18 protein-coding genes are annotated in these 18,755 nt (G+C 70.6%); 12 read left to right on the top strand and 6 right to left on the bottom strand.

Annotated features, from left to right (window positions below):
- Positions 1–28: 28 nt before the first annotated feature.
- The 3 genes from ACFU95_RS00990 to ACFU95_RS00980 all read left to right on the top strand — a co-directional run bounded on the left by ACFU95_RS00990 (position 29) and on the right by ACFU95_RS00980 (position 2,868).
- Positions 29–1,078, top strand: coding sequence for an LCP family protein (locus ACFU95_RS00990; protein ID WP_383820439.1), 1,050 nt, complete (start codon positions 29–31; stop codon positions 1,076–1,078).
- A gap of 120 nt (positions 1,079–1,198) precedes the next feature.
- Positions 1,199–1,555 carry a YciI family protein gene (locus tag ACFU95_RS00985; RefSeq protein ID WP_383819907.1) on the top strand — a complete coding sequence of 119 codons (357 nt, stop codon included), beginning with the start codon at positions 1,199–1,201 and terminating at the stop codon, positions 1,553–1,555.
- 47 nt (positions 1,556–1,602) lie between these two features.
- Positions 1,603–2,868: an RNA polymerase sigma factor gene (locus ACFU95_RS00980; protein WP_383819905.1), complete on the top strand. Its 1,266-nt coding sequence runs from the start codon at positions 1,603–1,605 to the stop codon at positions 2,866–2,868.
- A 3-nt stretch (positions 2,869–2,871) separates the two neighbouring features.
- Here the strand turns inward: ACFU95_RS00980 and ACFU95_RS00975 are convergent, their stop codons facing one another.
- Positions 2,872–4,062 (bottom strand): methyltransferase domain-containing protein, encoded by a 1,191-nt coding sequence (locus tag ACFU95_RS00975; RefSeq protein WP_383819903.1) that lies wholly within the window; start codon positions 4,060–4,062, stop codon positions 2,872–2,874.
- Positions 4,063–4,152: 90 nt separating this feature from the next.
- Here ACFU95_RS00975 and ACFU95_RS00970 point away from each other — a divergent pair, with 90 nt between their 5' ends.
- The 4 genes from ACFU95_RS00970 to groL all read left to right on the top strand — a co-directional run bounded on the left by ACFU95_RS00970 (position 4,153) and on the right by groL (position 8,309).
- Positions 4,153–5,157, top strand: a complete 1,005-nt coding sequence (locus ACFU95_RS00970; protein WP_383819901.1) for a polysaccharide deacetylase family protein — start codon at positions 4,153–4,155, stop codon at positions 5,155–5,157.
- Between the two features lie 44 nt (positions 5,158–5,201).
- Entirely contained in the window at positions 5,202–6,008 is an 807-nt protein-coding gene (locus ACFU95_RS00965) for a polysaccharide deacetylase family protein (RefSeq protein ID WP_383820436.1), read from the top strand.
- 248 nt (positions 6,009–6,256) lie between these two features.
- The gene (groES, locus tag ACFU95_RS00960; RefSeq protein ID WP_383819899.1) at positions 6,257–6,565 is read left to right on the top strand and encodes a co-chaperone GroES; all 309 of its coding nucleotides are present in this window, start codon (positions 6,257–6,259) and stop codon (positions 6,563–6,565) included.
- A gap of 118 nt (positions 6,566–6,683) precedes the next feature.
- Entirely contained in the window at positions 6,684–8,309 is a 1,626-nt protein-coding gene (groL, locus tag ACFU95_RS00955; RefSeq protein ID WP_383819896.1) for a chaperonin GroEL, read from the top strand.
- An 81-nt stretch (positions 8,310–8,390) separates the two neighbouring features.
- On the opposite strand, the gene ACFU95_RS00950 is transcribed toward groL, so the two are convergent.
- The 3 genes from ACFU95_RS00950 to ACFU95_RS00940 form a co-directional block, all read right to left on the bottom strand.
- Positions 8,391–9,083, bottom strand: a complete 693-nt coding sequence (locus tag ACFU95_RS00950) for an ester cyclase (RefSeq protein ID WP_383819893.1) — start codon at positions 9,081–9,083, stop codon at positions 8,391–8,393.
- Between the two features lie 105 nt (positions 9,084–9,188).
- Positions 9,189–9,962 (bottom strand): SDR family NAD(P)-dependent oxidoreductase, encoded by a 774-nt coding sequence (locus tag ACFU95_RS00945; protein WP_383819890.1) that lies wholly within the window; start codon positions 9,960–9,962, stop codon positions 9,189–9,191.
- Positions 9,963–10,059: 97 nt separating this feature from the next.
- The gene (locus ACFU95_RS00940; protein WP_383819887.1) at positions 10,060–10,728 is read right to left on the bottom strand and encodes an MOSC domain-containing protein; all 669 of its coding nucleotides are present in this window, start codon (positions 10,726–10,728) and stop codon (positions 10,060–10,062) included.
- A gap of 82 nt (positions 10,729–10,810) precedes the next feature.
- On the opposite strand from ACFU95_RS00940, the gene ACFU95_RS00935 reads away from it, so the two are divergent.
- Positions 10,811–11,716: a LysR family transcriptional regulator gene (locus tag ACFU95_RS00935; RefSeq protein ID WP_383819884.1), complete on the top strand. Its 906-nt coding sequence runs from the start codon at positions 10,811–10,813 to the stop codon at positions 11,714–11,716.
- A gap of 50 nt (positions 11,717–11,766) precedes the next feature.
- Here ACFU95_RS00935 and ACFU95_RS00930 read toward each other — a convergent pair whose 3' ends face one another.
- The gene (locus tag ACFU95_RS00930; RefSeq protein WP_383819882.1) at positions 11,767–12,096 is read right to left on the bottom strand and encodes a WhiB family transcriptional regulator; all 330 of its coding nucleotides are present in this window, start codon (positions 12,094–12,096) and stop codon (positions 11,767–11,769) included.
- 381 nt (positions 12,097–12,477) lie between these two features.
- Between ACFU95_RS00930 and ACFU95_RS00925 the strand changes: the two genes are divergently transcribed.
- From ACFU95_RS00925 to ACFU95_RS00910, 4 genes are all read left to right on the top strand, one after another.
- Complete coding sequence (locus tag ACFU95_RS00925; RefSeq protein WP_003948568.1) at positions 12,478–13,089, top strand: response regulator transcription factor; 612 nt, start codon at positions 12,478–12,480, stop codon at positions 13,087–13,089.
- Between the two features lie 306 nt (positions 13,090–13,395).
- Positions 13,396–13,983: a sigma-70 family RNA polymerase sigma factor gene (locus ACFU95_RS00920; protein WP_369171772.1), complete on the top strand. Its 588-nt coding sequence runs from the start codon at positions 13,396–13,398 to the stop codon at positions 13,981–13,983.
- 140 nt (positions 13,984–14,123) lie between these two features.
- Positions 14,124–15,626, top strand: a complete 1,503-nt coding sequence (gene guaB / locus ACFU95_RS00915) for an IMP dehydrogenase (RefSeq protein ID WP_383819879.1) — start codon at positions 14,124–14,126, stop codon at positions 15,624–15,626.
- Positions 15,627–15,732: 106 nt separating this feature from the next.
- Positions 15,733–16,857: a GuaB3 family IMP dehydrogenase-related protein gene (locus ACFU95_RS00910; RefSeq protein ID WP_383819877.1), complete on the top strand. Its 1,125-nt coding sequence runs from the start codon at positions 15,733–15,735 to the stop codon at positions 16,855–16,857.
- A 559-nt stretch (positions 16,858–17,416) separates the two neighbouring features.
- Here ACFU95_RS00910 and ACFU95_RS00905 read toward each other — a convergent pair.
- Positions 17,417–18,625 carry a nucleotide sugar dehydrogenase gene (locus ACFU95_RS00905; protein WP_383819875.1) on the bottom strand — a complete coding sequence of 403 codons (1,209 nt, stop codon included), beginning with the start codon at positions 18,623–18,625 and terminating at the stop codon, positions 17,417–17,419.
- Positions 18,626–18,755: the final 130 nt, after the last annotated feature.

Raw genomic sequence — 18,755 nt, 5'->3', positions numbered from 1 at the left:
TACGTTCCTGCCTGTGACGGGACATGGTGTGAACGGGCGGGAAGCGAACGGGGACGACGGCAGACGCTCGGGCCGGCGGTCGAAGGCGCTGAAGACCGCCGGCCTCGTCCTCGCGGGCGGCCTGGTGCTGGGCGTCGGCACGGCAGCCTGGGCCTACTGGCACCTGAACGACAACATCAAGAGCGTCGACATCAACAGCGCGCTCGGCGACAACCGTCCGCCGAGGGGCGTGACGACACCGGCGCCGTCGTCCTCCGCCTCCCCGCTGCCGACCGGATCCCTGAACATCCTGGTCCTGGGCTCGGACTCGCGCACCGGCGAGGAGAACCAGGAGCTGGGCGGCGGCAGCAGCACCGGAGCCCGTTCGGACACGGCGATGGTGGTCCACGTCGACGCCGGCCGCACGGAGGCGACGGTCGTCAGCATCCCGCGCGACACCCTCGTCACCCGTCCGTCCTGCCCGCTGCCGTCGGGCGGTTCGACGGAGGTGGCCTACCGCACGATGTTCAACAGCGCGTACGCGATCGGCGGGCCGGTGTGCGCGGTCAAGACGGTCGAGTCGCTCACGGACGTCCGCATGGACCACTACATCGAGATCGACTTCTCGGGCTTCGCGAAGCTGGTGGACGCGCTGGGCGGCGTCACCGTCACGACCGACGAGGACATCGACGACGAGGACAGTCACCTGACCCTGGAGGCCGGCACCCACCACCTGGACGGCACCACGGCCCTGGCCCTCGCCCGCACCCGGCACGGCATCGGCGACGGCAGCGACCTGGGCCGCATAGGTCTCCAGCAGCGGCTGGTGAAGGCCCTCCTGGACCAGATCTCCGCCACCGACCTCCTCGCCGACCCGGCCAGGCTCTACCGGGTCGCCGACGCGGTGACGGACAGCCTGACGACGGATACCGGACTGGACTCCCTGAGCGGGTTGACGAGCCTGGGGCAGAGCCTTCAGGGTCTGACGTCGGACCGGGTGCGGACGGTGACGATGCCGGTGGTACCGGCGCCGTCGGACCCCAACCGGGTGGTGGCTCAGGAGCCGGAGGCGGGGGAGTTGTGGGAGTCGTTGCGGTGAGGGAAAAAAATCTTCGAAGAAAATCCGGGGAGTGTGTCGATCCGGGAGTCCGCCGATCGACGCACGGGTGAGAGGCCGGGAGAAGCACCCGGTCACCGACACCGACCCCGAGGAGTCACCATGCCGCGCTACCTCTCCCTCGTCCGGATCGACGAGTCCACCGCGCCCGCCGAGGGCCCGAGCCCCGAGATGATGCAGCGCATGGGGGAGCTGCTGGAGGAGATCACCAAGGCCGGCGTGATGCTCGACACCGCCGGGCTCACCCCGACGGCGCAGGGCACCCGCGTGCACTGGGACGGCGCGAGCGTCTCCGTCACCGACGGGCCCTTCACCGAGTCCAAGGAGGTCATCGGCGGCTATGCCATCACGCAGTGCAAGGACAAGGCCGAGGCGCTGGAGTGGGCCTCGCGGTTCGTGAAGGTCCATGGCCCGGAATGGCAGGTCACCTGCGAGGTCCGGGAAATCGCCGAGGGCTGATCCGACCTCCTTGGATCCACGGCCGTACGGGTGTTGCATGGTGGGCTGTGACCCCGCAGCCCACCGCAGACCCGCACGGCGCCATCGAGACCGTCTTCCGTATCGAGTCCCCTCGCGTGATCGCCGCCGTCGCCCGGACCGTGCGCGACGTCGGCATCGCCGAGGAACTCGCACAGGACGCGCTGGTCGCCGCGCTGGAGCAGTGGCCCCGGGACGGGGTCCCCGACAACCCCGGCGCCTGGCTCATGGCCGCCGCCAAGCACCGCGCCGTGGACCTGATCCGCCGCCGGGAGAACTACGCCCGCAAGCTGGCCGAGATCGGCCGCGACCTGGAGACGACGGCACCGCCCGAGGAGCCGTCCGCCTCGTACGACCCCGACGACATCGATGACGACCTGCTCCGGCTGGTCTTCACCACCTGCCACCCGGTCCTGTCCGCCGAGGCCCGCATCGCCCTCACCCTGCGCCTCCTCGGCGGCCTGACGACGCCCGAGATCGCCCGGGCGTTCCTGGTGCCGGAGGCCACGGTCGCCCAGCGCATCGTGCGGGCCAAGCGCACCCTCGCCACGAGGAACATCGCCTTCGAGGTGCCCTACGGCCCCGACCGCGAGGCCCGCCTCGGCTCGGTCCTCGACGTCATCTACCTGGTCTTCAACGAGGGCTACGCCGCCACGGCCGGCGACGACTGGCTGCGCCCGGCGCTGTGCGAGGACGCGCTGCGGCTGGCCCGCCTGCTGGCGGGACTGATGCCGAAGGAGCCCGAGGTGCACGGCCTGGCCGCCCTGCTCGAATTCCAGTCGTCCCGCGCGACGGCCCGCACCGGCCCGTCCGGCGAACCGGTCCTCCTCAAGGACCAGAACCGCCGCCGCTGGAACCGCATGCTCGTCGCCCGCGGCATCACGGCGCTGGACCGCGCGGGCGCCACGGCCACGGGCGCCCCCGGCCCGTACGCCCTCCAGGCCGCGATCGCCGCCTGCCACGCGCACGCGTACACGTACGAGGAGACCGACTGGCGGACCATCGCCACCCTGTACGGCCTGCTGTCCGCGCGATCCCCTTCCCCCGTCGTCGAGCTGAACCGCGCGGTCGCCGTGTCGATGGCTCAGGGACCGGAGCCCGCACTGGAGATCGTCGACGCCATCGCCTCCGAACCGGCCCTGCGGGAGTACCACCTGCTGCCGAGCGTGCGGGGTGACCTGCTCCTGCGGCTCGGCCGTACGGCGGAGGCGCGGGCGGAGTTCGAGCGGGCGGCGGGGCTGACGCGCAACGAGCCGGAGCGGGAGATGCTGTTGAGGCGGGCCGCCGGCGGGTGACGGTCACTTCAACGGGTGGCCGACCAGCATCGTCGGCGCCCCCGCCACCCGGGTCAGGAACACCGTCGCCGAGTTGGGCCCCTGAGGCTTGACCTTCCTGCGCAGTTCCTCCGGCTCGACGGCCGACCCCCGCTTCTTCACCGTCAGGATCCCGACCTCGCGTTCCCGCAGCAGCGCCTTCAACTTCTTGACGTTGAAGGGGAGTTCGTCGGTGATCGCGTAGCCGGTGGCGTACGGGGTGTGGTGCGGCGCGTCGGCGGTGACGTAGGCGATGGTCGGGTCGATCAGCCCGCCCTCCAGGTCGTCGGCCACCTCGGCGACCAGATGGGCGCGGATGACGGCGCCGTCCGGCTCGTACAAGTACCTCCCGACCGGCCGGACTTCGGGGTCCGGGAGCATGGAGTCGGGGGTCACGTGGATGCCGGCCGCGGCGGGCAGCAGCGTCGCCCGCCGCGCTCCCGGCGTCACGTTCGCGCCGAACCAGAGCATGGCCTCCTTCACGTCCCCGCCGTCCGAGACCCATTCGGCCGTCGCGTCCGCGGGGATCGCCTCGTGCGGGATGCCGGGCGCGATCTTCAGGACGCCGATCGGCGCCTTGAGCGCGGCGGACACGGCCCAGGACAGGGGCGGGGAGTAGGACTCGGGATCGAAGATGCGGCCGCGCCCGGAGGAACGCCGGGCCGGGTCGACGAACACCGCCTCGTACCCGGCCGTGTCCACCTCCGTCACATCCGCCTCGCGCACCTCGACCAGGCCCGCGAGTCCGAGCGCGTCGGCGTTGGCGCGGGCCACCTCGCAGGTCAGCGGATCCCGGTCGACGGCCAGTACGCGGATCCCGGCGCGGGCGAACGCGATCGCGTCGCCGCCGATCCCGCAGCACAGGTCGGCGACGGACCGTACCCCGACCGCTCGGAAGCGCTCGGCCCGGTACGTCGCCACGCTGGCCCGGGTCGACTGCTCGACCCCGTTCGGCGTGAAGAACATCCGCCCCGCGTCAGCCGCCCCGAACTTGGCCACCGCCCGCTGCCGCAACCGCGCCTGCCCGAGGGCCGCGGACACCAGCTCGGCGGGGTGCTCGCGGCGCAGGCGGGTGGCGACGGCGAGTTCGTCGGCGGGATCGGTGTCGCGTACGGCGTCGAGGAGGGCGCGGCCCTCGGGGGTGCGGAGCGAGGCGAAGGAGGCGAGGTCGTTCACCGGGCCATTGTCGGCCAGTCGGTGGATGGTCCGCGGCCGGCGGCGGTGTCGGCCCGGCTCCGGGACGAGTGCCTGCGAAGATCCGGCACCATGCGACTAGTAGTACAAAATGACAAAAGTAGCCCCAATGGGGCATCCGTACGGCGCCGCCGTCGGGAACCCGGGCACTTCCGGGTCCGTGCCGCGATCGCCGCGCTCGCCGCCGCGGCCATCGCCTCGGGCTGCACGCCGGTCGCCGATCCAGGGGCCCCGGGCGGCTCGCACGGCGCCGGGACCGCCCGCTCCACGCCGAGCCGGCAGCCCCTCAAGGCGCCGCCCCCGGCCGCCACCCCGGACCCGCACGCCAAGAAGTTCCGGTCGGGCAGGTCAGCCCTCGCCGCCCGCGCCGCCGCGGCCAGACGCTGGGGCCTGGCGAGAATCCCGCTCACACCCCCGCCGCCCCCCGCCACCAAGCCGAAGATCACCACCCGCGAGGGCTTCGAGGTGGACGGGCACGAGGAACTCGGCCTCCCGCCGGTCTTCACCACCATCCCGACCCGGCAGCGGGTCGTCTTCCTCACGATCGACGACGGCGCCGAGAAGGACCCGGCCTTCCTGCGGATGATGAGCGACCTCCAGGTCCCGTACACCGCCTTCCTCAGCAACTACCTGATCAAGGACGACTACGGCTACTTCGAGCGGATGCAGCGCGGCGGCGTCGCCCTGAACAACCACACCCTCCACCACCCCTACCTCCCGGGGCTCTCCTACCGCCGCCAGCAGTACGAGATCTGCGCCATGCAGGACGTGATCGAGGAGCGCTACGGCAAGCGCCCGCTGCTCTTCCGCCCGCCCTTCGGGAACTACAACAGGAACAGCCTGCGGGCGGCGAAGTCGTGCGGCGTCAAGTACGTCCCGCTGTGGAACGAGGAGGTCTTCGTCGACCGCTGGGACTACCGGGAGTGGGACCGGAAGGTCCGACCGGGTGACATCGTCCTCACGCACTTCCGCGGCAGGGGCGACTGGAAGGGCACAATGCCCGACATGATCCGCCGGTTCCTGAACAAGGTCACGGCCGAGGGGTACGCGGTGGCCCGGCTGGAGGACTATCTGTGAGGCCGACGCCAGGGCCGGGGCCGAGCGCTGCGGCGGCCGTGCTCATGGCCGTGGTGGTCCTGGCGTCCGCCCTGCTCACCGGTTGCGCCCGGCCGGCCGGTTCGGTCGCTCCCGGCGCCGCACCGGCCGAGGAGGCGGTACCCGGCGCCCGCTCGGCGAAGGGCCCGACGCACACGGCACAGCCGTATCGCCGCTGGGGCCTGGCCGCCCCGCTGCCCGCTCCCGAGTCCCCGCCCGCCCGGCGGCTGCGGCTGCCCGGCGGCGCCCCGCTGCCGGTCGTGCACCGCGCCCCCACCCGCGACAAGGTCGTCTTCCTCACCTACGACGACGGCGCGGAGAAGGACCCCCGCTTCGTCGACATGGTCCGTGAACTACGGCTGCCCGTCAGCATGTTCCTCACGGACAGCGTGGTCGGCCCGGGCTACGGCCACTTCGCGCGGCTGCGGTCGGTGGGCGCGTCCATCCAGAACCACACCCTCGACCACGCCGCCCTGCGCGGTCTGCCGTACGCCGGCCAGCGCGCCGAGATCTGCGGCCAGCAGAACAAACTCCGCGCCCGCTTCGGCATCCGCCCCCGCCTCTTCCGGCCGCCCTACGGCACGTACGACTCCACCACGCTCCGCGCGGCGGCGGACTGCGGCATCACGGCGGTGGTGCTGTGGCGTGCGGCGATGGAGGGCGACGGAGGGCTGACGTACGCGCACGGCTCCGGACGGCTGCGCGCCGGCGACATCGTCTCCGTCCCGTCGGGCGAACCGGCCGGCCTGTCCTTGAGGGAGCGGACGACGAGGCTGCTGCGGGAGATCCAGGGGCGGGGCCTCACGGTGGGCCGGCTGGAGGACTACATCTGACGGAACGCTCCGGGGCGTCCACGGCTGAGCCGGTCGACCGGAAGCCCGGCTCAGCCGGCGCGGCGCGGACGCGAATTAGCAGTCCGCTTGACCGAGTGCTAATCGCGGTCATAGTCTCGGGTCTGGCACTCCCCACTGGAGAGTGCCAACTACGCGACGGGCAGGTCCGGCACCCGCGACGACGGATCCACCTGGTCGCCACCTCAGACAGTTAACCCCGTGAGATCTCCGAAGGGGGAGGTCGGATCGTGACGACCACCAGCTCCAAGGTTGCCATCAAGCCGCTCGAGGACCGCATTGTGGTCCAGCCGCTCGACGCCGAGCAGACCACCGCCTCTGGCCTGGTCATCCCGGACACCGCGAAGGAGAAGCCCCAGGAGGGCGTCATCCTCGCCGTCGGTCCGGGCCGCTTCGAGAGCGGCGAGCGTCTGCCGCTCGACGTGAAGGTCGGCGACATCGTGCTGTACAGCAAGTACGGCGGCACCGAGGTGAAGTACAACGGCGAGGAGTACCTCGTCCTCTCGTCCCGCGACGTGCTCGCGATCATCGAGAAGTAATTCACCTCAAGCACTTCTGCTTGTGAGCTGCGCCCCGGGCCCCCGCGACCTCAAGAAGCCGGGCGTCCGGGGCGCAGTTCGTTTCACCCACGTTTTCCGAGAGGGCTGAACCGCTCCCATGGCGAAGATCCTGAAGTTCGACGAGGACGCCCGTCGCGCCCTCGAGCGCGGCGTCAACAAGCTTGCCGACACGGTCAAGGTGACGATCGGCCCCAAGGGCCGCAACGTCGTCATCGACAAGAAGTTCGGCGCGCCCACCATCACCAACGACGGTGTCACCATCGCCCGTGAGGTCGAGGTCGAGGACCCGTACGAGAACCTCGGCGCCCAGCTGGTGAAGGAGGTGGCGACCAAGACCAACGACATCGCGGGTGACGGTACGACCACCGCCACCGTGCTGGCCCAGGCGCTCGTCCGCGAGGGCCTGAAGAACGTCGCCGCCGGTGCCTCCCCGGCGCTGCTGAAGAAGGGCATCGACGCGGCCGTGGCCGCGGTCTCCGAGGAGCTCCTCGCGACCGCCCGCCCGATCGACGAGAAGTCCGACATCGCCGCCGTGGCCGGTCTGTCCGCCCAGGACAGCCAGGTCGGCGAGCTCATCGCCGAGGCGATGGACAAGGTCGGCAAGGACGGTGTCATCACCGTCGAGGAGTCCAACACCTTCGGCCTGGAGCTGGACTTCACCGAGGGCATGGCCTTCGACAAGGGCTACCTGTCGCCGTACTTCGTGACGGACCAGGAGCGCATGGAGGCCGTCCTGGAGGACCCCTACATCCTCATCAACCAGGGCAAGATCTCCTCCATCCAGGACCTGCTGCCGCTGCTGGAGAAGGTCATCCAGGCCGGTGCCTCCAAGCCGCTGCTGATCATCGCCGAGGACGTCGAGGGCGAGGCCCTGTCGACCCTGGTCGTCAACAAGATCCGCGGCACGTTCAACGCGGTCGCCGTCAAGGCCCCCGGCTTCGGTGACCGTCGCAAGGCGATGCTGCAGGACATGGCGACGCTGACCGGCGCCGAGGTCATCTCCGAGGAGGTCGGCCTCAAGCTCGACCAGGTCGGCCTCGAGGTGCTGGGCTCCGCCCGCCGCATCACGGTCACCAAGGACGACACCACGATCGTCGACGGCGCCGGCAAGTCCGAGGCCGTCCAGGGCCGTGTCGCCCAGATCAAGGCCGAGATCGAGAACACCGACTCCGACTGGGACCGCGAGAAGCTCCAGGAGCGCCTCGCGAAGCTGGCCGGCGGCGTGTGCGTGATCAAGGTCGGCGCCGCCACCGAGGTGGAGCTGAAGGAGAAGAAGCACCGTCTGGAGGACGCCATCTCCGCGACCCGCGCCGCGGTCGAGGAGGGCATCGTCTCCGGTGGTGGCTCCGCTCTGGTCCACGCCGTCAAGGTCCTCGAGGGCAACCTCGGCAAGACCGGCGACGAGGCCACCGGTGTCGCGGTCGTCCGCAAGGCCGCCGTCGAGCCGCTGCGCTGGATCGCCGAGAACGCCGGCCTGGAGGGTTACGTCATCACCTCCAAGGTCGCCGAGCTCGACAAGGGCCAGGGCTTCAACGCCGCCACCGGCGAGTACGGCGACCTGGTCAAGTCCGGCGTCATCGACCCGGTCAAGGTCACCCGCTCCGCCCTGGAGAACGCCGCCTCCATCGCCTCCCTGCTCCTCACGACCGAGACCCTGGTCGTCGAGAAGAAGGAAGAGGAAGAGCCGGCCGCCGCGGGCCACGGCCACGGCCACGCCCACTGAGCCCAGCCGCTCACAGCGCGCAGCAAGAAGGCCCCGCCTCCGCACTCACGTGCGGGAGCGGGGCCTTCCCCTTCGCGGGCTTCACTGACCGAGTACCCCCAGTTGCTCCAGCAGTCCCGCCCGGTCGTAGAGCCAGTGGCTCTCGCAGATCGCGCCGTCCCGGAACCGCTGCCAGGTCATGCCCTGCATGCTCACGTCCTGTCCGGTCGCCGGAATCCCCAGGAACTCGCCCTTGTGGCGAGCGACCCAGGTCCACCGGGTGCACACCTGGTCGTCCTGGGCCATCTGGTCGTCGATCCGGAAGGTGAAGTCGAAGGCGGCCCGCCATCCCTCGTACTGCTCGCGTATCCCGTCGATGCCCTGCACGGGCTGCGGGTACGACGGGTCGTGATCCACGTAGTCGCGGGTGAGGTGGTCGCCGATCCGCCCCGGCTCCATCTTGCCCATGGCCTCGAAGAAGGCCCGCGCGGCCAGGACGTTCAGCTGCTCGTCACGCACCACGTCCAGATCGGTGAACGTGGGTTCCTCGTCACAGAGCGCCACCATCTCCCGGAAGATCCGGTCGGTCTCGGGCAGGTTGGAGTTCTGCATCGCCTCCTCGTACGAGGCGAACTCCACGATCTCGATGAAGTGCGCCGGGTCGGACCGGTCCTTGCCGATGATGTCGTGCGTCGCCGTCCGCTTGCCCTTGGTCTGCTCGACCCACCTGTCCATCAGCCGGTTCATCTCGTCGAAACGGCTGGTCTTGCAGTCGATGAGCTGTACGAAGGTCATGGCGTCGTCGCCTCCCGGCCCCCCTGGGTGCGGCTGGACAGCACCATTTTCCCCACTGCGAGGGCCATCCGCCTGTTCACCCGTGCCGTGCGCCCGCCGACGCGCCTACTGGGGCCCGTACTTCCGCCCCGTCTTCGAGCTGATCCCCCCGAGCATTCCCCGCGGCACCAGCTTCGCCGCCCCCATGAGCACCTTGTAGCGGGGGTCCGGGATGGACAACGACCTCCCCCGGGCCAGATCCTCCAGTGCCGTGGCCGCCACCTTGTCGGCGTCCAGCCACATCCACCCCGGAATGTTGTCCGTGCCCATCCCGGCCCGCTCATGGAACTCGGTCCGCACGAACCCCGGGCACAGCGCCATCAGCCGCACCCCGCTCCCGGCCAGATCCCGGGCAGCCCCCTGGGTGAACTGCACGACCCACGCCTTGGACGCGCCGTACGTGCCGCGCGGTACGAAGGCCGCGACCGACGCGACGTTGACGACGCCCCCGCGCCCCCGCTCCCGCATCGCCTCCGTCGCCGCCGACGTCAGACGCAGCACGGCCTCGCAGTGCACCTTGAGCATCTTCAGCTCGTCGGCCATGGAGACGTCGAGGTAGCGGCCCTTGTTGCCGAAGCCGGCGTTGTTGACCAGCAGGTCGACGGGGTTGCGGCGGTCGCCGAGGCGTGCGGCGACCGTCTCGATGCCGGCGTCCTGGGCCAGGTCGGCCGTCAGCACCTTGGCCTCGATGCCGTGCCGGTCGTGCAGTTCGGTCGCCTGCTCCCGCAGCCGCTTGGTGTCCCGGGCCACCAGGACGAGGTCGTGCCCGTCAGCCGCAAGCCGCCGCGCGAACGCGGCGCCGATGCCCGCGGTCGATCCCGTAATCAATGCCGTTGTCATGGCGCAAGATTAGTGACCCGGACCGCGTGCATCCGTTTGCTGCACAGGCCCTCCCGATCAGTGAAGCCCGAGCGAAGGCCGCCGCGGTGAGCGCACGTCAGCGCCCGTGCTCCGCCACGTACTTCCGTGCCGCCGCGAGCGACTCCGGATGCAGCGCCGCACCCGCCGCCAGCAGCCGCGGCAGCAGCTTCCGCTCCGTCGTGACCGCCCGGAACTGAAGCGCCACCGTCACCTCGTGATCCGGGCGGTGGATGATCTCCAGCGCATCGCCCGCCCGGATCTCCCCCGGCTCGATCACCCGCAGATAGGCGCCCGGCGCACCCTTCGCGGTGAACCGCTTCACCCACTGCTTCTCACCCAGATGGCCCTGGAAGGTGGCACAGGGAATCCGCCCGCACGTCACCTCCAGCACCACCTCGGACCCGATCCGCCAGCGCTCGCCGATCAGCGCGCCGGACACGTCCAGCCCGGACGTCGTGAGGTTCTCGCCGAACCCGCCGTTCGCCAGCGACCGCCCCAGCTCGCGCTCCCACTCGTCGAGGTCCTCGCGCGCCACCGCGTACACGGCCTGGTCGTCGCCGCCGTGGTGCTCCCTCTTGCACACCGCGTCGCCGGCCAGGCCACTGCCCCCGATGCCCTTGGGCCCGGGAGCCGCCACCCGCACCGGCCCCGCCACCGGCCGCTTGTCGATGCCGGTCACGACACCGGGGTCATCCGTGTGCGGCACAGGCATCGCCTGGCCCAGGTTCACAGACAGAAGCTTCATGACGGGCACGGTAAGGGACGACCCTCCAAAGTGTCGACGCATTATTCGGCGATCTCCCCAAGGTTCGCTTATGCTCGCTTCCGTGCTCGAAGCCCGCCACCTCCGCGTCCTGCGCGCCGTCGCCGCCACCGGTTCCTTCTCCGCGGCCGGACGCGAACTGGGCTGCACCCAGCCCGCCGTCAGCCAGCAGATGAAGGCCCTGGAATCCTCCGTCGGCACGCCCCTGCTGATCCGCAGCGGACGCGAGATGCGGCTGACCCAGGCCGGTGAGGCCCTGGTGCGGCACGCCGCCGGAATCCTGGCCGGGCTCACCGCCGCCGAGGAGGAGGTCGCCGCCATCGCCGGGCTGCGCGCCGGGCGCGTCCGGCTCGTCTCCTTCCCCAGCGGCAGCTCCACCCTCGTCCCGACCGCCCTCGCCGCCCTGCGCGCCGCGCACCCCGGCACCCGTGTCTCCCTGGAGGAGGCCGAGCCGCCGAAATCCGTCGAGATGCTGCGCGAGGGCGACTGCGACGTGGCCCTCGCCTTCCGCTACGAGGGGGCCGCGGGCGCCGAGGAGTGGGACGACCTGGTCGTACGTCCCCTGCTGACGGACCGTCTCGTCGGCCTCGTCCCGGAACGGCACCGCCTCGCGCGCACCGCGTCGGCCGGGCCCGTCTCCATCGGGGAACTCGCGGCCGAGCCCTGGATCGCCGGCTGCCCACGCTGCCGGGGGCAGCTGGTCGAGGTGTGCGAGAGCGCCGGCTTCACGCCCCGCATCGACTTCGCCACCGACGACTACCCGGCGGTCGTCGGCCTGGTGGGCGCCGGCCTGGGCGTGGCCGTCCTGCCCCAGCTCGCCGTCGAGTCCGTACGCCCGCGAGGGGTGCGCGTGGTGACGCTGGAACCGGCGGTCCGGCGGGAGATCGTGGCGCTCACGCTGCCCGACCTGGCGCAGGTGCCGGCCGTGGCGGCGACCCTCGACCAGCTGGCCCGGGCGGCCGCCCGCTAGCGAAGAAGAAGGGCACGTGTGCGCGTGCCCTTCTATGAAGAAACGTTCCTTCAGGTGTGCGAGCCGGCTTCCCCGCTGGTCGTCGACGCCGACACCAGCCGGTTGCGTGCCCGCCCCATGAGCTCCTCGCGCTCGTCCTCGGTCAAGCCGCCCCAGACGCCGTACGGTTCGCGCACCGCCAGCGCGTGTGCCGCGCACTGCGCGCGGACCGGGCACCTCATGCAGACCTCCTTGGCCGAGTTCTCTCGAGCGCTCCGGGCCGCACCGCGCTCGCCCTCCGGATGAAAGAAGAGCGAGCTGTCCACCCCGCGACAAGCAGCCAGCAGCTGCCAGTCCCACAGGTCCGCGTTCGGTCCGGGAAGGCGGGAGAAATCTGCCATTGCGTGACCCCTTGTAGCCGTTCTGGGCGGATACGGTGTCTACGACCGTACATCTACGATCTAAGAAGATGAAAATATGACTCATTGCGAATCTAGCCCCAAACGCCAGCAAACAGGAAGAAAAAGGGCTGAATGGGGCATGGGTTGTGATGAAAGATTGAGGGTCCGTCGTGCATGTCTGCCCCGTGTCCGTCTCCTCACGTAGAGTGCCGAAGACGGCACATGCCCCCGTAACTCTTTCGAGTGACCGTCGTTGAGAGGGCGGAGGCGGTTGAAGGAACAAGGGCTCGGGCAGGCGTCCGAGACGGTCGACCGCACAGGTGACGATTTCGTACCAGCCTGGAGGCTCAAGGTGACGTGCATCAGCTGCGGAGGGCGGCCATGACATCCGTCCTCGTCTGCGACGACTCCCCGCTTGCCCGAGAGGCGCTTCGCCGCGCGGTCGCGACCGTGCCCGGCGTCGAGCGCGTGACGACGGCGGCCAACGGCGAGGAAGTCCTCCGCCGCTGGGGCGCCGACCGCTCGGACCTGATTCTGATGGACGTACGCATGCCCGGTCTGGGCGGCGTCGAGACCGTGCGGCGGCTGCTGTCCGCCGACCCCGGTGCGCGCATCATCATGCTCACCGTCGCCGAGGACCTGGACGGTGTGGCCCTCGCGGTCGCCGCCGGTGCCCGCGGCTATCTGCACAAGGACGCCTCGCGCGCCGAGTTGCGGGCCACGGTGACGCAGGCGCTGGCCGACCCGACCTGGCGGCTTGCCCCGCGTCGACTGCGCTCCGCGGAGATGGGCGCCGCGCCGACGCTCACGGCGCGTGAGATCCAGGTGCTCGAGGGGATGAGCCACGGTCGGTCCAACGCGGAGATCGGTCGCGAGCTGTTCCTGTCCGAGGACACCGTGAAGACGCACGCCCGTCGGTTGTTCAAGAAGCTCGGTGCGTCGGACCGCGCGCACGCGGTGGCGCTCGGGTTCCGCTGGGGTCTGGTTCGTTAGTCGCGCCACAGTGGACTGCCGCGTTGCGCCGTCCGGCGACTGCGGCCCCGTCGTGGCTGGTCGCGCGGTTCCCCGCGCCCCTCTGGGGGCGCGGGCGCCAGGCAGGCCAAGCAGCTCTGTCGGTGCCCGCTGCTCGTTTCGCCGCGGATGCCGCATCCTTGAGGTGTGGAGTCTCTCGGGGACGAGTCGGTCGAGCGGAAGGGGAGGGCGCAGGAGATGAGTTCCGGCGCACCTGCTCATAACGCTTCGGTGCACAACAACGGGCGCGATGCCACGGACCATACGGCCGCAAGGCACCATGGACCGATGCGCGAGGACGAGGCGGCTTATGCCCAAGGGGCGATCGGTGCACTCGTCCATCGCGCGGTCGACGGGGACGAGCAGGCCACGCACGACCTCCTCGCCCATGTCCACCCCCTGGCGCTGCGGTACTGCCGCACCAGACTGTCCCGCCTGCCGGGTGACGCCCGGCACTTCGTAGAGGACCTCGCCCAGGAGGTCTGCGTCGCCGTGCTTCTGGCGCTGCCTCGCTACAAGGACACCGGCCGCCCCTTCGAGGCGTTCGTCTTCGCCATCGCCGCGCACAAGGTGGCGGACCTCCAGCGGGCGGCGATGCGGCATCCGGGTTCCACGGCGGTCCCCTCGGACGAGATGCCCGAGCGCCCGGACGACTCCCTGGGCCCGGAGGAGCGCGCGCTGCTGAGCAGCGACGCCGAGTGGGCCAAGAAGCTGCTGGCCAACCTGCCCGAGAACCAGCGGGAGCTGTTGCTGCTGAGGATCGCGGTGGGCTTGACCGCGGAGGAGACGGGTCAGATGTTGGGAATGTCACCCGGCGCGGTCCGAGTGGCCCAGCACCGGGCGCTGAGCCGGCTGCGGGCGCTGGCCGAGCAGTAGGCCGCGTTCCTGAACGGGCCCCGCGCCGATTCCGTACGAACATACGAAGCTCGGAGTGGGTCCGAACCATGGAATTTGCCAGCCTTGCTTCCCGTTAGCATGGACATCCGCACCGATCAAGGCCATTTGGGGAAGGTGTCATGACTGCAAACGTCGACGGAGTGCCCGACAAATTCGCGACGCTCGGGCTGACCTACGACGACGTGCTGCTGCTGCCGGGAGCGTCCGAGGTGCTCCCCAACGCGGTCGACACCTCGTCCCGCATCTCCCGCAACGTCCGGGTGAACATCCCGCTGCTCTCCGCGGCCATGGACAAGGTGACCGAGTCCCGCATGGCGATCGCGATGGCCCGCCTGGGCGGCGTCGGCGTGCTGCACCGCAACCTCTCCGTCGAGGACCAGGTCAACCAGGTCGACCTGGTGAAGCGGTCCGAGTCCGGCATGGTCACCGACCCGATCACGGTGCACCCGGAGGCGACCCTCGCCGAGGCCGACGCCCTGTGCGCCAAGTTCCGCATCAGCGGCGTCCCGGTCACCGACCCCGCGGGCAAGCTCCTCGGCATCGTCACCAACCGCGACATGGCCTTCGAGTCGGACCGCAGCCGTCAGGTGCGCGAGGTCATGACGCCGATGCCGCTGGTCACCGGCCAGGTCGGCATCTCCGGCAGTGACGCGATGGAGCTGCTGCGCCGCCACAAGATCGAGAAGCTTCCCCTGGTCGACGAGGCGGGCGTCCTCAAGGGCCTGATCACCGTCAAGGACTTCGTCAAGGCGGAGAAGTACCCCAACGCCGCCAAGGACTCCGAGGGCCGTCTCCTCGTCGGTGCCGCCGTCGGCGCCAGCCCCGAGGCCCTGGAGCGCGCCCAGGCGCTCGCCGACGCGGGCGTGGACTTCCTGGTCGTCGACACCTCGCACGGTCACAACAGCAACGCCCTCAGCTGGATGTCGAAGATCAAGTCCAGCGTCGGCGTCGACGTGATCGGCGGCAACGTCGCCACCCGCGACGGCGCCCAGGCGCTGATCGACGCCGGTGTCGACGGCATCAAGGTCGGTGTCGGACCGGGCTCCATCTGTACCACCCGTGTGGTCGCCGGTATCGGCGTCCCGCAGGTCACCGCCATCTACGAGGCTTCGCTCGCCGCCCGCCCCGCCGGCGTCCCGCTGATCGGCGACGGCGGCCTCCAGTACTCCGGCGACATCGGCAAGGCGCTCGCCGCCGGCGCCGACACCGTGATGCTGGGCTCGCTGCTCGCCGGCTGTGAGGAGTCCCCGGGCGAGCTGCTGTTCATCAACGGCAAGCAGTTCAAGTCGTACCGCGGCATGGGTTCCCTGGGCGCCATGCAGTCCCGCGGCCAGGGCCGGTCGTACTCCAAGGACCGTTACTTCCAGGCCGAGGTCGCCTCCGACGACAAGCTCGTGCCCGAGGGCATCGAGGGCCAGGTGCCCTACCGCGGCCCGCTGGCCAACGTGCTGCACCAGCTCGTCGGCGGTCTGCGCCAGACCATGGGCTATGTGGGCGCGGCGACCATCGGTGAGATGGACACCAAGGGCCGCTTCGTGCGGATCACCTCCGCGGGCCTCAAGGAGAGCCACCCGCACGACATCCAGATGACGGTCGAGGCGCCGAACTACAGCCGCAAGTAGGCATCGGTCCGTCAGGGGCGGCCCCGGAGGTATCCGGGGCCGCCCTTGTCGTGCCCGTCGGCGATACTGGAAGACGCTGAAACGCATCAGGGAAAGGCCACACATCGTGACTGAGATCGAGATCGGGCGCGGCAAGCGCGGCCGCCGGGCGTACGCCTTCGACGACATCGCCGTCGTCCCCAGCCGCCGTACGCGGGACCCGAAGGAGGTCTCGATCGCCTGGCAGATCGACGCCTACCGCTTCGAGCTGCCCTTCCTGGCCGCCCCCATGGACTCGGTCGTCTCCCCGGCCACCGCGATCCGCATCGGTGAGCTCGGCGGCCTCGGCGTGCTGAACCTCGAAGGCCTGTGGACGCGCTACGAGGACCCGCAGCCGCTGCTCGACGAGATCGCCGGGCTGCCCACCGAGGCCGCCACCCGCCGCCTCCAGGAGATCTACGCCGCTCCCATCAAGGAGGAGCTGATCGGGCAGCGCATCAAGGAGGTGCGCGACTCGGGCGTGGTCACGGCCGCCGCGCTGTCCCCGCAGCGCACGGCCCAGTTCTCCAAGGCGGTCGTCGACGCAGGCGTGGACATCTTCGTCATCCGCGGTACGACGGTCTCGGCGGAGCACGTCTCCGGGGCGTCCGAGCCGCTGAACCTGAAGCAGTTCATCTACGAGCTCGACGTCCCGGTGATCGTCGGCGGCTGTGCCACGTACACCGCGGCCCTGCACCTGATGCGCACGGGTGCCGCGGGCGTGCTCGTGGGCTTCGGCGGCGGCGCCGCGCACACCACGCGCAACGTGCTCGGCATCCGCGTCCCGATGGCCACGGCGGTCGCGGACGTGGCCGCGGCCCGCCGTGACTACATGGACGAGTCCGGCGGCCGGTACGTCCACGTGATCGCGGACGGCGGCGTCGGCTGGTCCGGCGACCTCCCCAAGGCCATCGCCTGCGGTGCCGACTCCGTGATGATGGGCTCCCCGCTCGCCCGCGCCACCGACGCGCCGGGCAAGGGTCACCACTGGGGCATGGAGGCCGTGAACGAGGAGCTGCCGCGCGGCAAGAAGGTCGACCTGGGCACGGTCGGCACCATCGAGGAGGTGCTGACGGGTCCGTCGCACACGCCGGATGGCTCGATGAACTTCTTCGGGGCGCTGCGGCGGGCCATGGCCACGACCGGGTACAGCGAGCTCAAGGAGTTCCAGCGGGTCGAGGTCACAGTCGCGGACTCGCAGCACCAGCGGTAGCCGGTACGGCTACGGCCGATACGTCAGGGAAGGGCCGGTCCCCCGGGTGGGGTGACCGGCCCTTTTGCGTGCCCAACGGCGGCTGCACGGGGGTGCGTTGTGCTGGTGGGGGCGCGTGGTTGCGTTTGGGGCGAATGTGGGCTGAACGGGCAGGGGGAGTCGGTAGTGTCCGTGATCGGCGTCCCGTTCTCTGGGGCGCCCCCTTCCAAGGAGATGTTCCGGACCCCGGCCCTCGGGGCCCGGCCCGAGCTCCAGACGGACCGCCTACCGGGTCGATGGGCGGCATCGTGGAAGGGGGCGCGCCCATGGGCCGTCACCGCAAACCCACCCGCTGGGATCGCACTTGGCTTCGGCTGGTGAAGTTCCGGAGGAGGTGCATCTTGTGGATTTACGGCTGGTGAGCGGCCGCCCCTATAGAGACTAGGGGCGGACACCCGTAAATCAGCTCGGAGCCCGCTGCAGCGACCACTGCGGTGGGCTCCACCTGCTTCACACGGTACCGGCGCAGCATGCCCCACGCCACCAACCCCGGTAGCGCACGCACCCCACGCGCCCCCAGTCACAACCGATGCGCCGCCCCCGTAGGCGTAGCCCCCCGCGTGTCCAGCAACAGCTGTGCCTTCACCGACAGCCCTTGAAGGTCGTACCGCCGGTGCTGCTGGAGCAGGATCGTCAGGTCGGCCTCGGCGGCGGCCTCGTAGAGGGAGTCCGCGCGGGGGACCGGGCGGTCGAGGACGTTCCAGGACGGGATGTGCGGGTCGTGGTAGCTGATGGAGGCGCCCAGCCGCATCAGGCGGACCGCGACCTCCTCGGCGGGGGTGGACTGCTGGTCGGCGAGGTCGGGCTTGTAGGTGACGCCGAGGAGGAGGATGCGGGCGGCGCGCACGGACTTGCCGTGTTCGTTGAGGAGGGTGGCGGCGCGCTGGACGACGTACTGGGGCATCTGGTCGTTGACCTGCTGGGCCAGTTCGACCATGCGCAGGGTGCGGCCCCCGTGGGCGGTGAGGTCCTGCGGGACGGCGTGGCCGCCGACGCCGGGTCCGGGGCGGAAGGCCTGGAAGCCGAAGGGCTTGGTCTCCGCGCAGCGGATGACGTCCCACAGGTCGACGCCCAAGTCGTGGCAGAGGACGGCCATTTCGTTGACGAGGGCGATGTTGACGTGCCGGAAGTTGGTCTCCAGGACCTGCACGGTCTCCGCCTCGCGCGGGCCACGCGCGCGTACCACCTTGTCGGTGAGACGGCCGTAGAAGGCGGCGGCCGACTCGGTGCACGCGGGCGTGAGGCCGCCGATCACCTTGGGCGTGTTGGTGGGGGTGAAGTCGCGGTTGCCGGGGTCGATGCGGCTGGGGGAGTAGGCCAGGTGGAAGTCGCGGCCGGCGACCATCCCCGAGCCCTCTTCGAGGAGGGGGCGCAGGACGTTCTCGGTGGTGCCCGGGGGGACGGGCGACTCCAGGATGACGGTGGTGTGCGGGCGCAGGTGTGCGGCGAGTGTGCGGGCGGCCGCCTCCACCTGGCTCAGGTCGAGCCCGCCGTCCTCGCCGGGCGGGGTCGGCGCGCAGATGACGGCGGTGCGCACGCGGCCGAGCTCGGCGGGGCTGGTGGCGTGCCGGAAGCCCCCCGAGAGCATCCGGCGCAGTTCCGCGGGGCTGAGGGAGGCGGCCTCGGGACCGGTCCGGTAACCGAGCGTGGGGATGCCGGCCGCGACGGCGGCCTTGGCCAGCGGCAGGCCGTACGGGCCGAGTCCGATCACGGCGAGATCTGCGGGCATGGCGTGGGCCGTCCTTCCCAGTAACCGAAGTGGGGCAGGTGCGCAAGCCCTGTGGACAGATCGAGGGAGCGCAATGTCAGACTAGGAGTAAATATGACCGATTTACGGCATTGAATGATCGCGTTTCCGG

The sequence above is a fragment of the Streptomyces sp. NPDC057623 genome (genome assembly GCF_042800355.1).
Lineage (GTDB): Bacteria > Actinomycetota > Actinomycetes > Streptomycetales > Streptomycetaceae > Streptomyces.
The sequence above is the reverse complement of the archived record's forward strand: the minus strand, read 5'-3'. Positions and strand labels throughout refer to the sequence as shown.

What these genes read in the sequence shown, in the direction of transcription:
- ACFU95_RS00945 (WP_383819890.1), bottom strand. Translation starts at nt 9,962, where the DNA reads ATGACAACGGCATTGATTACGGGATCGACCGCGGGCATCGGCGCCGCG.
- guaB (WP_383819879.1), top strand. Translation starts at nt 14,124, where the DNA reads ATGACTGCAAACGTCGACGGAGTGCCCGACAAATTCGCGACGCTCGGG.
- ACFU95_RS00970 (WP_383819901.1), top strand. Translation starts at nt 4,153, where the DNA reads ATGCGACTAGTAGTACAAAATGACAAAAGTAGCCCCAATGGGGCATCC.
- ACFU95_RS00965 (WP_383820436.1), top strand. Translation starts at nt 5,202, where the DNA reads ATGGCCGTGGTGGTCCTGGCGTCCGCCCTGCTCACCGGTTGCGCCCGG.
- ACFU95_RS00985 (WP_383819907.1), top strand. Translation starts at nt 1,199, where the DNA reads ATGCCGCGCTACCTCTCCCTCGTCCGGATCGACGAGTCCACCGCGCCC.
- ACFU95_RS00905 (WP_383819875.1), bottom strand. Translation starts at nt 18,625, where the DNA reads ATGCCCGCAGATCTCGCCGTGATCGGACTCGGCCCGTACGGCCTGCCG.
- ACFU95_RS00950 (WP_383819893.1), bottom strand. Translation starts at nt 9,083, where the DNA reads ATGACCTTCGTACAGCTCATCGACTGCAAGACCAGCCGTTTCGACGAG.
- groL (WP_383819896.1), top strand. Translation starts at nt 6,684, where the DNA reads ATGGCGAAGATCCTGAAGTTCGACGAGGACGCCCGTCGCGCCCTCGAG.
- ACFU95_RS00930 (WP_383819882.1), bottom strand. Translation starts at nt 12,096, where the DNA reads ATGGCAGATTTCTCCCGCCTTCCCGGACCGAACGCGGACCTGTGGGAC.
- ACFU95_RS00925 (WP_003948568.1), top strand. Translation starts at nt 12,478, where the DNA reads ATGACATCCGTCCTCGTCTGCGACGACTCCCCGCTTGCCCGAGAGGCG.
- ACFU95_RS00920 (WP_369171772.1), top strand. Translation starts at nt 13,396, where the DNA reads ATGCGCGAGGACGAGGCGGCTTATGCCCAAGGGGCGATCGGTGCACTC.
- ACFU95_RS00940 (WP_383819887.1), bottom strand. Translation starts at nt 10,728, where the DNA reads ATGAAGCTTCTGTCTGTGAACCTGGGCCAGGCGATGCCTGTGCCGCAC.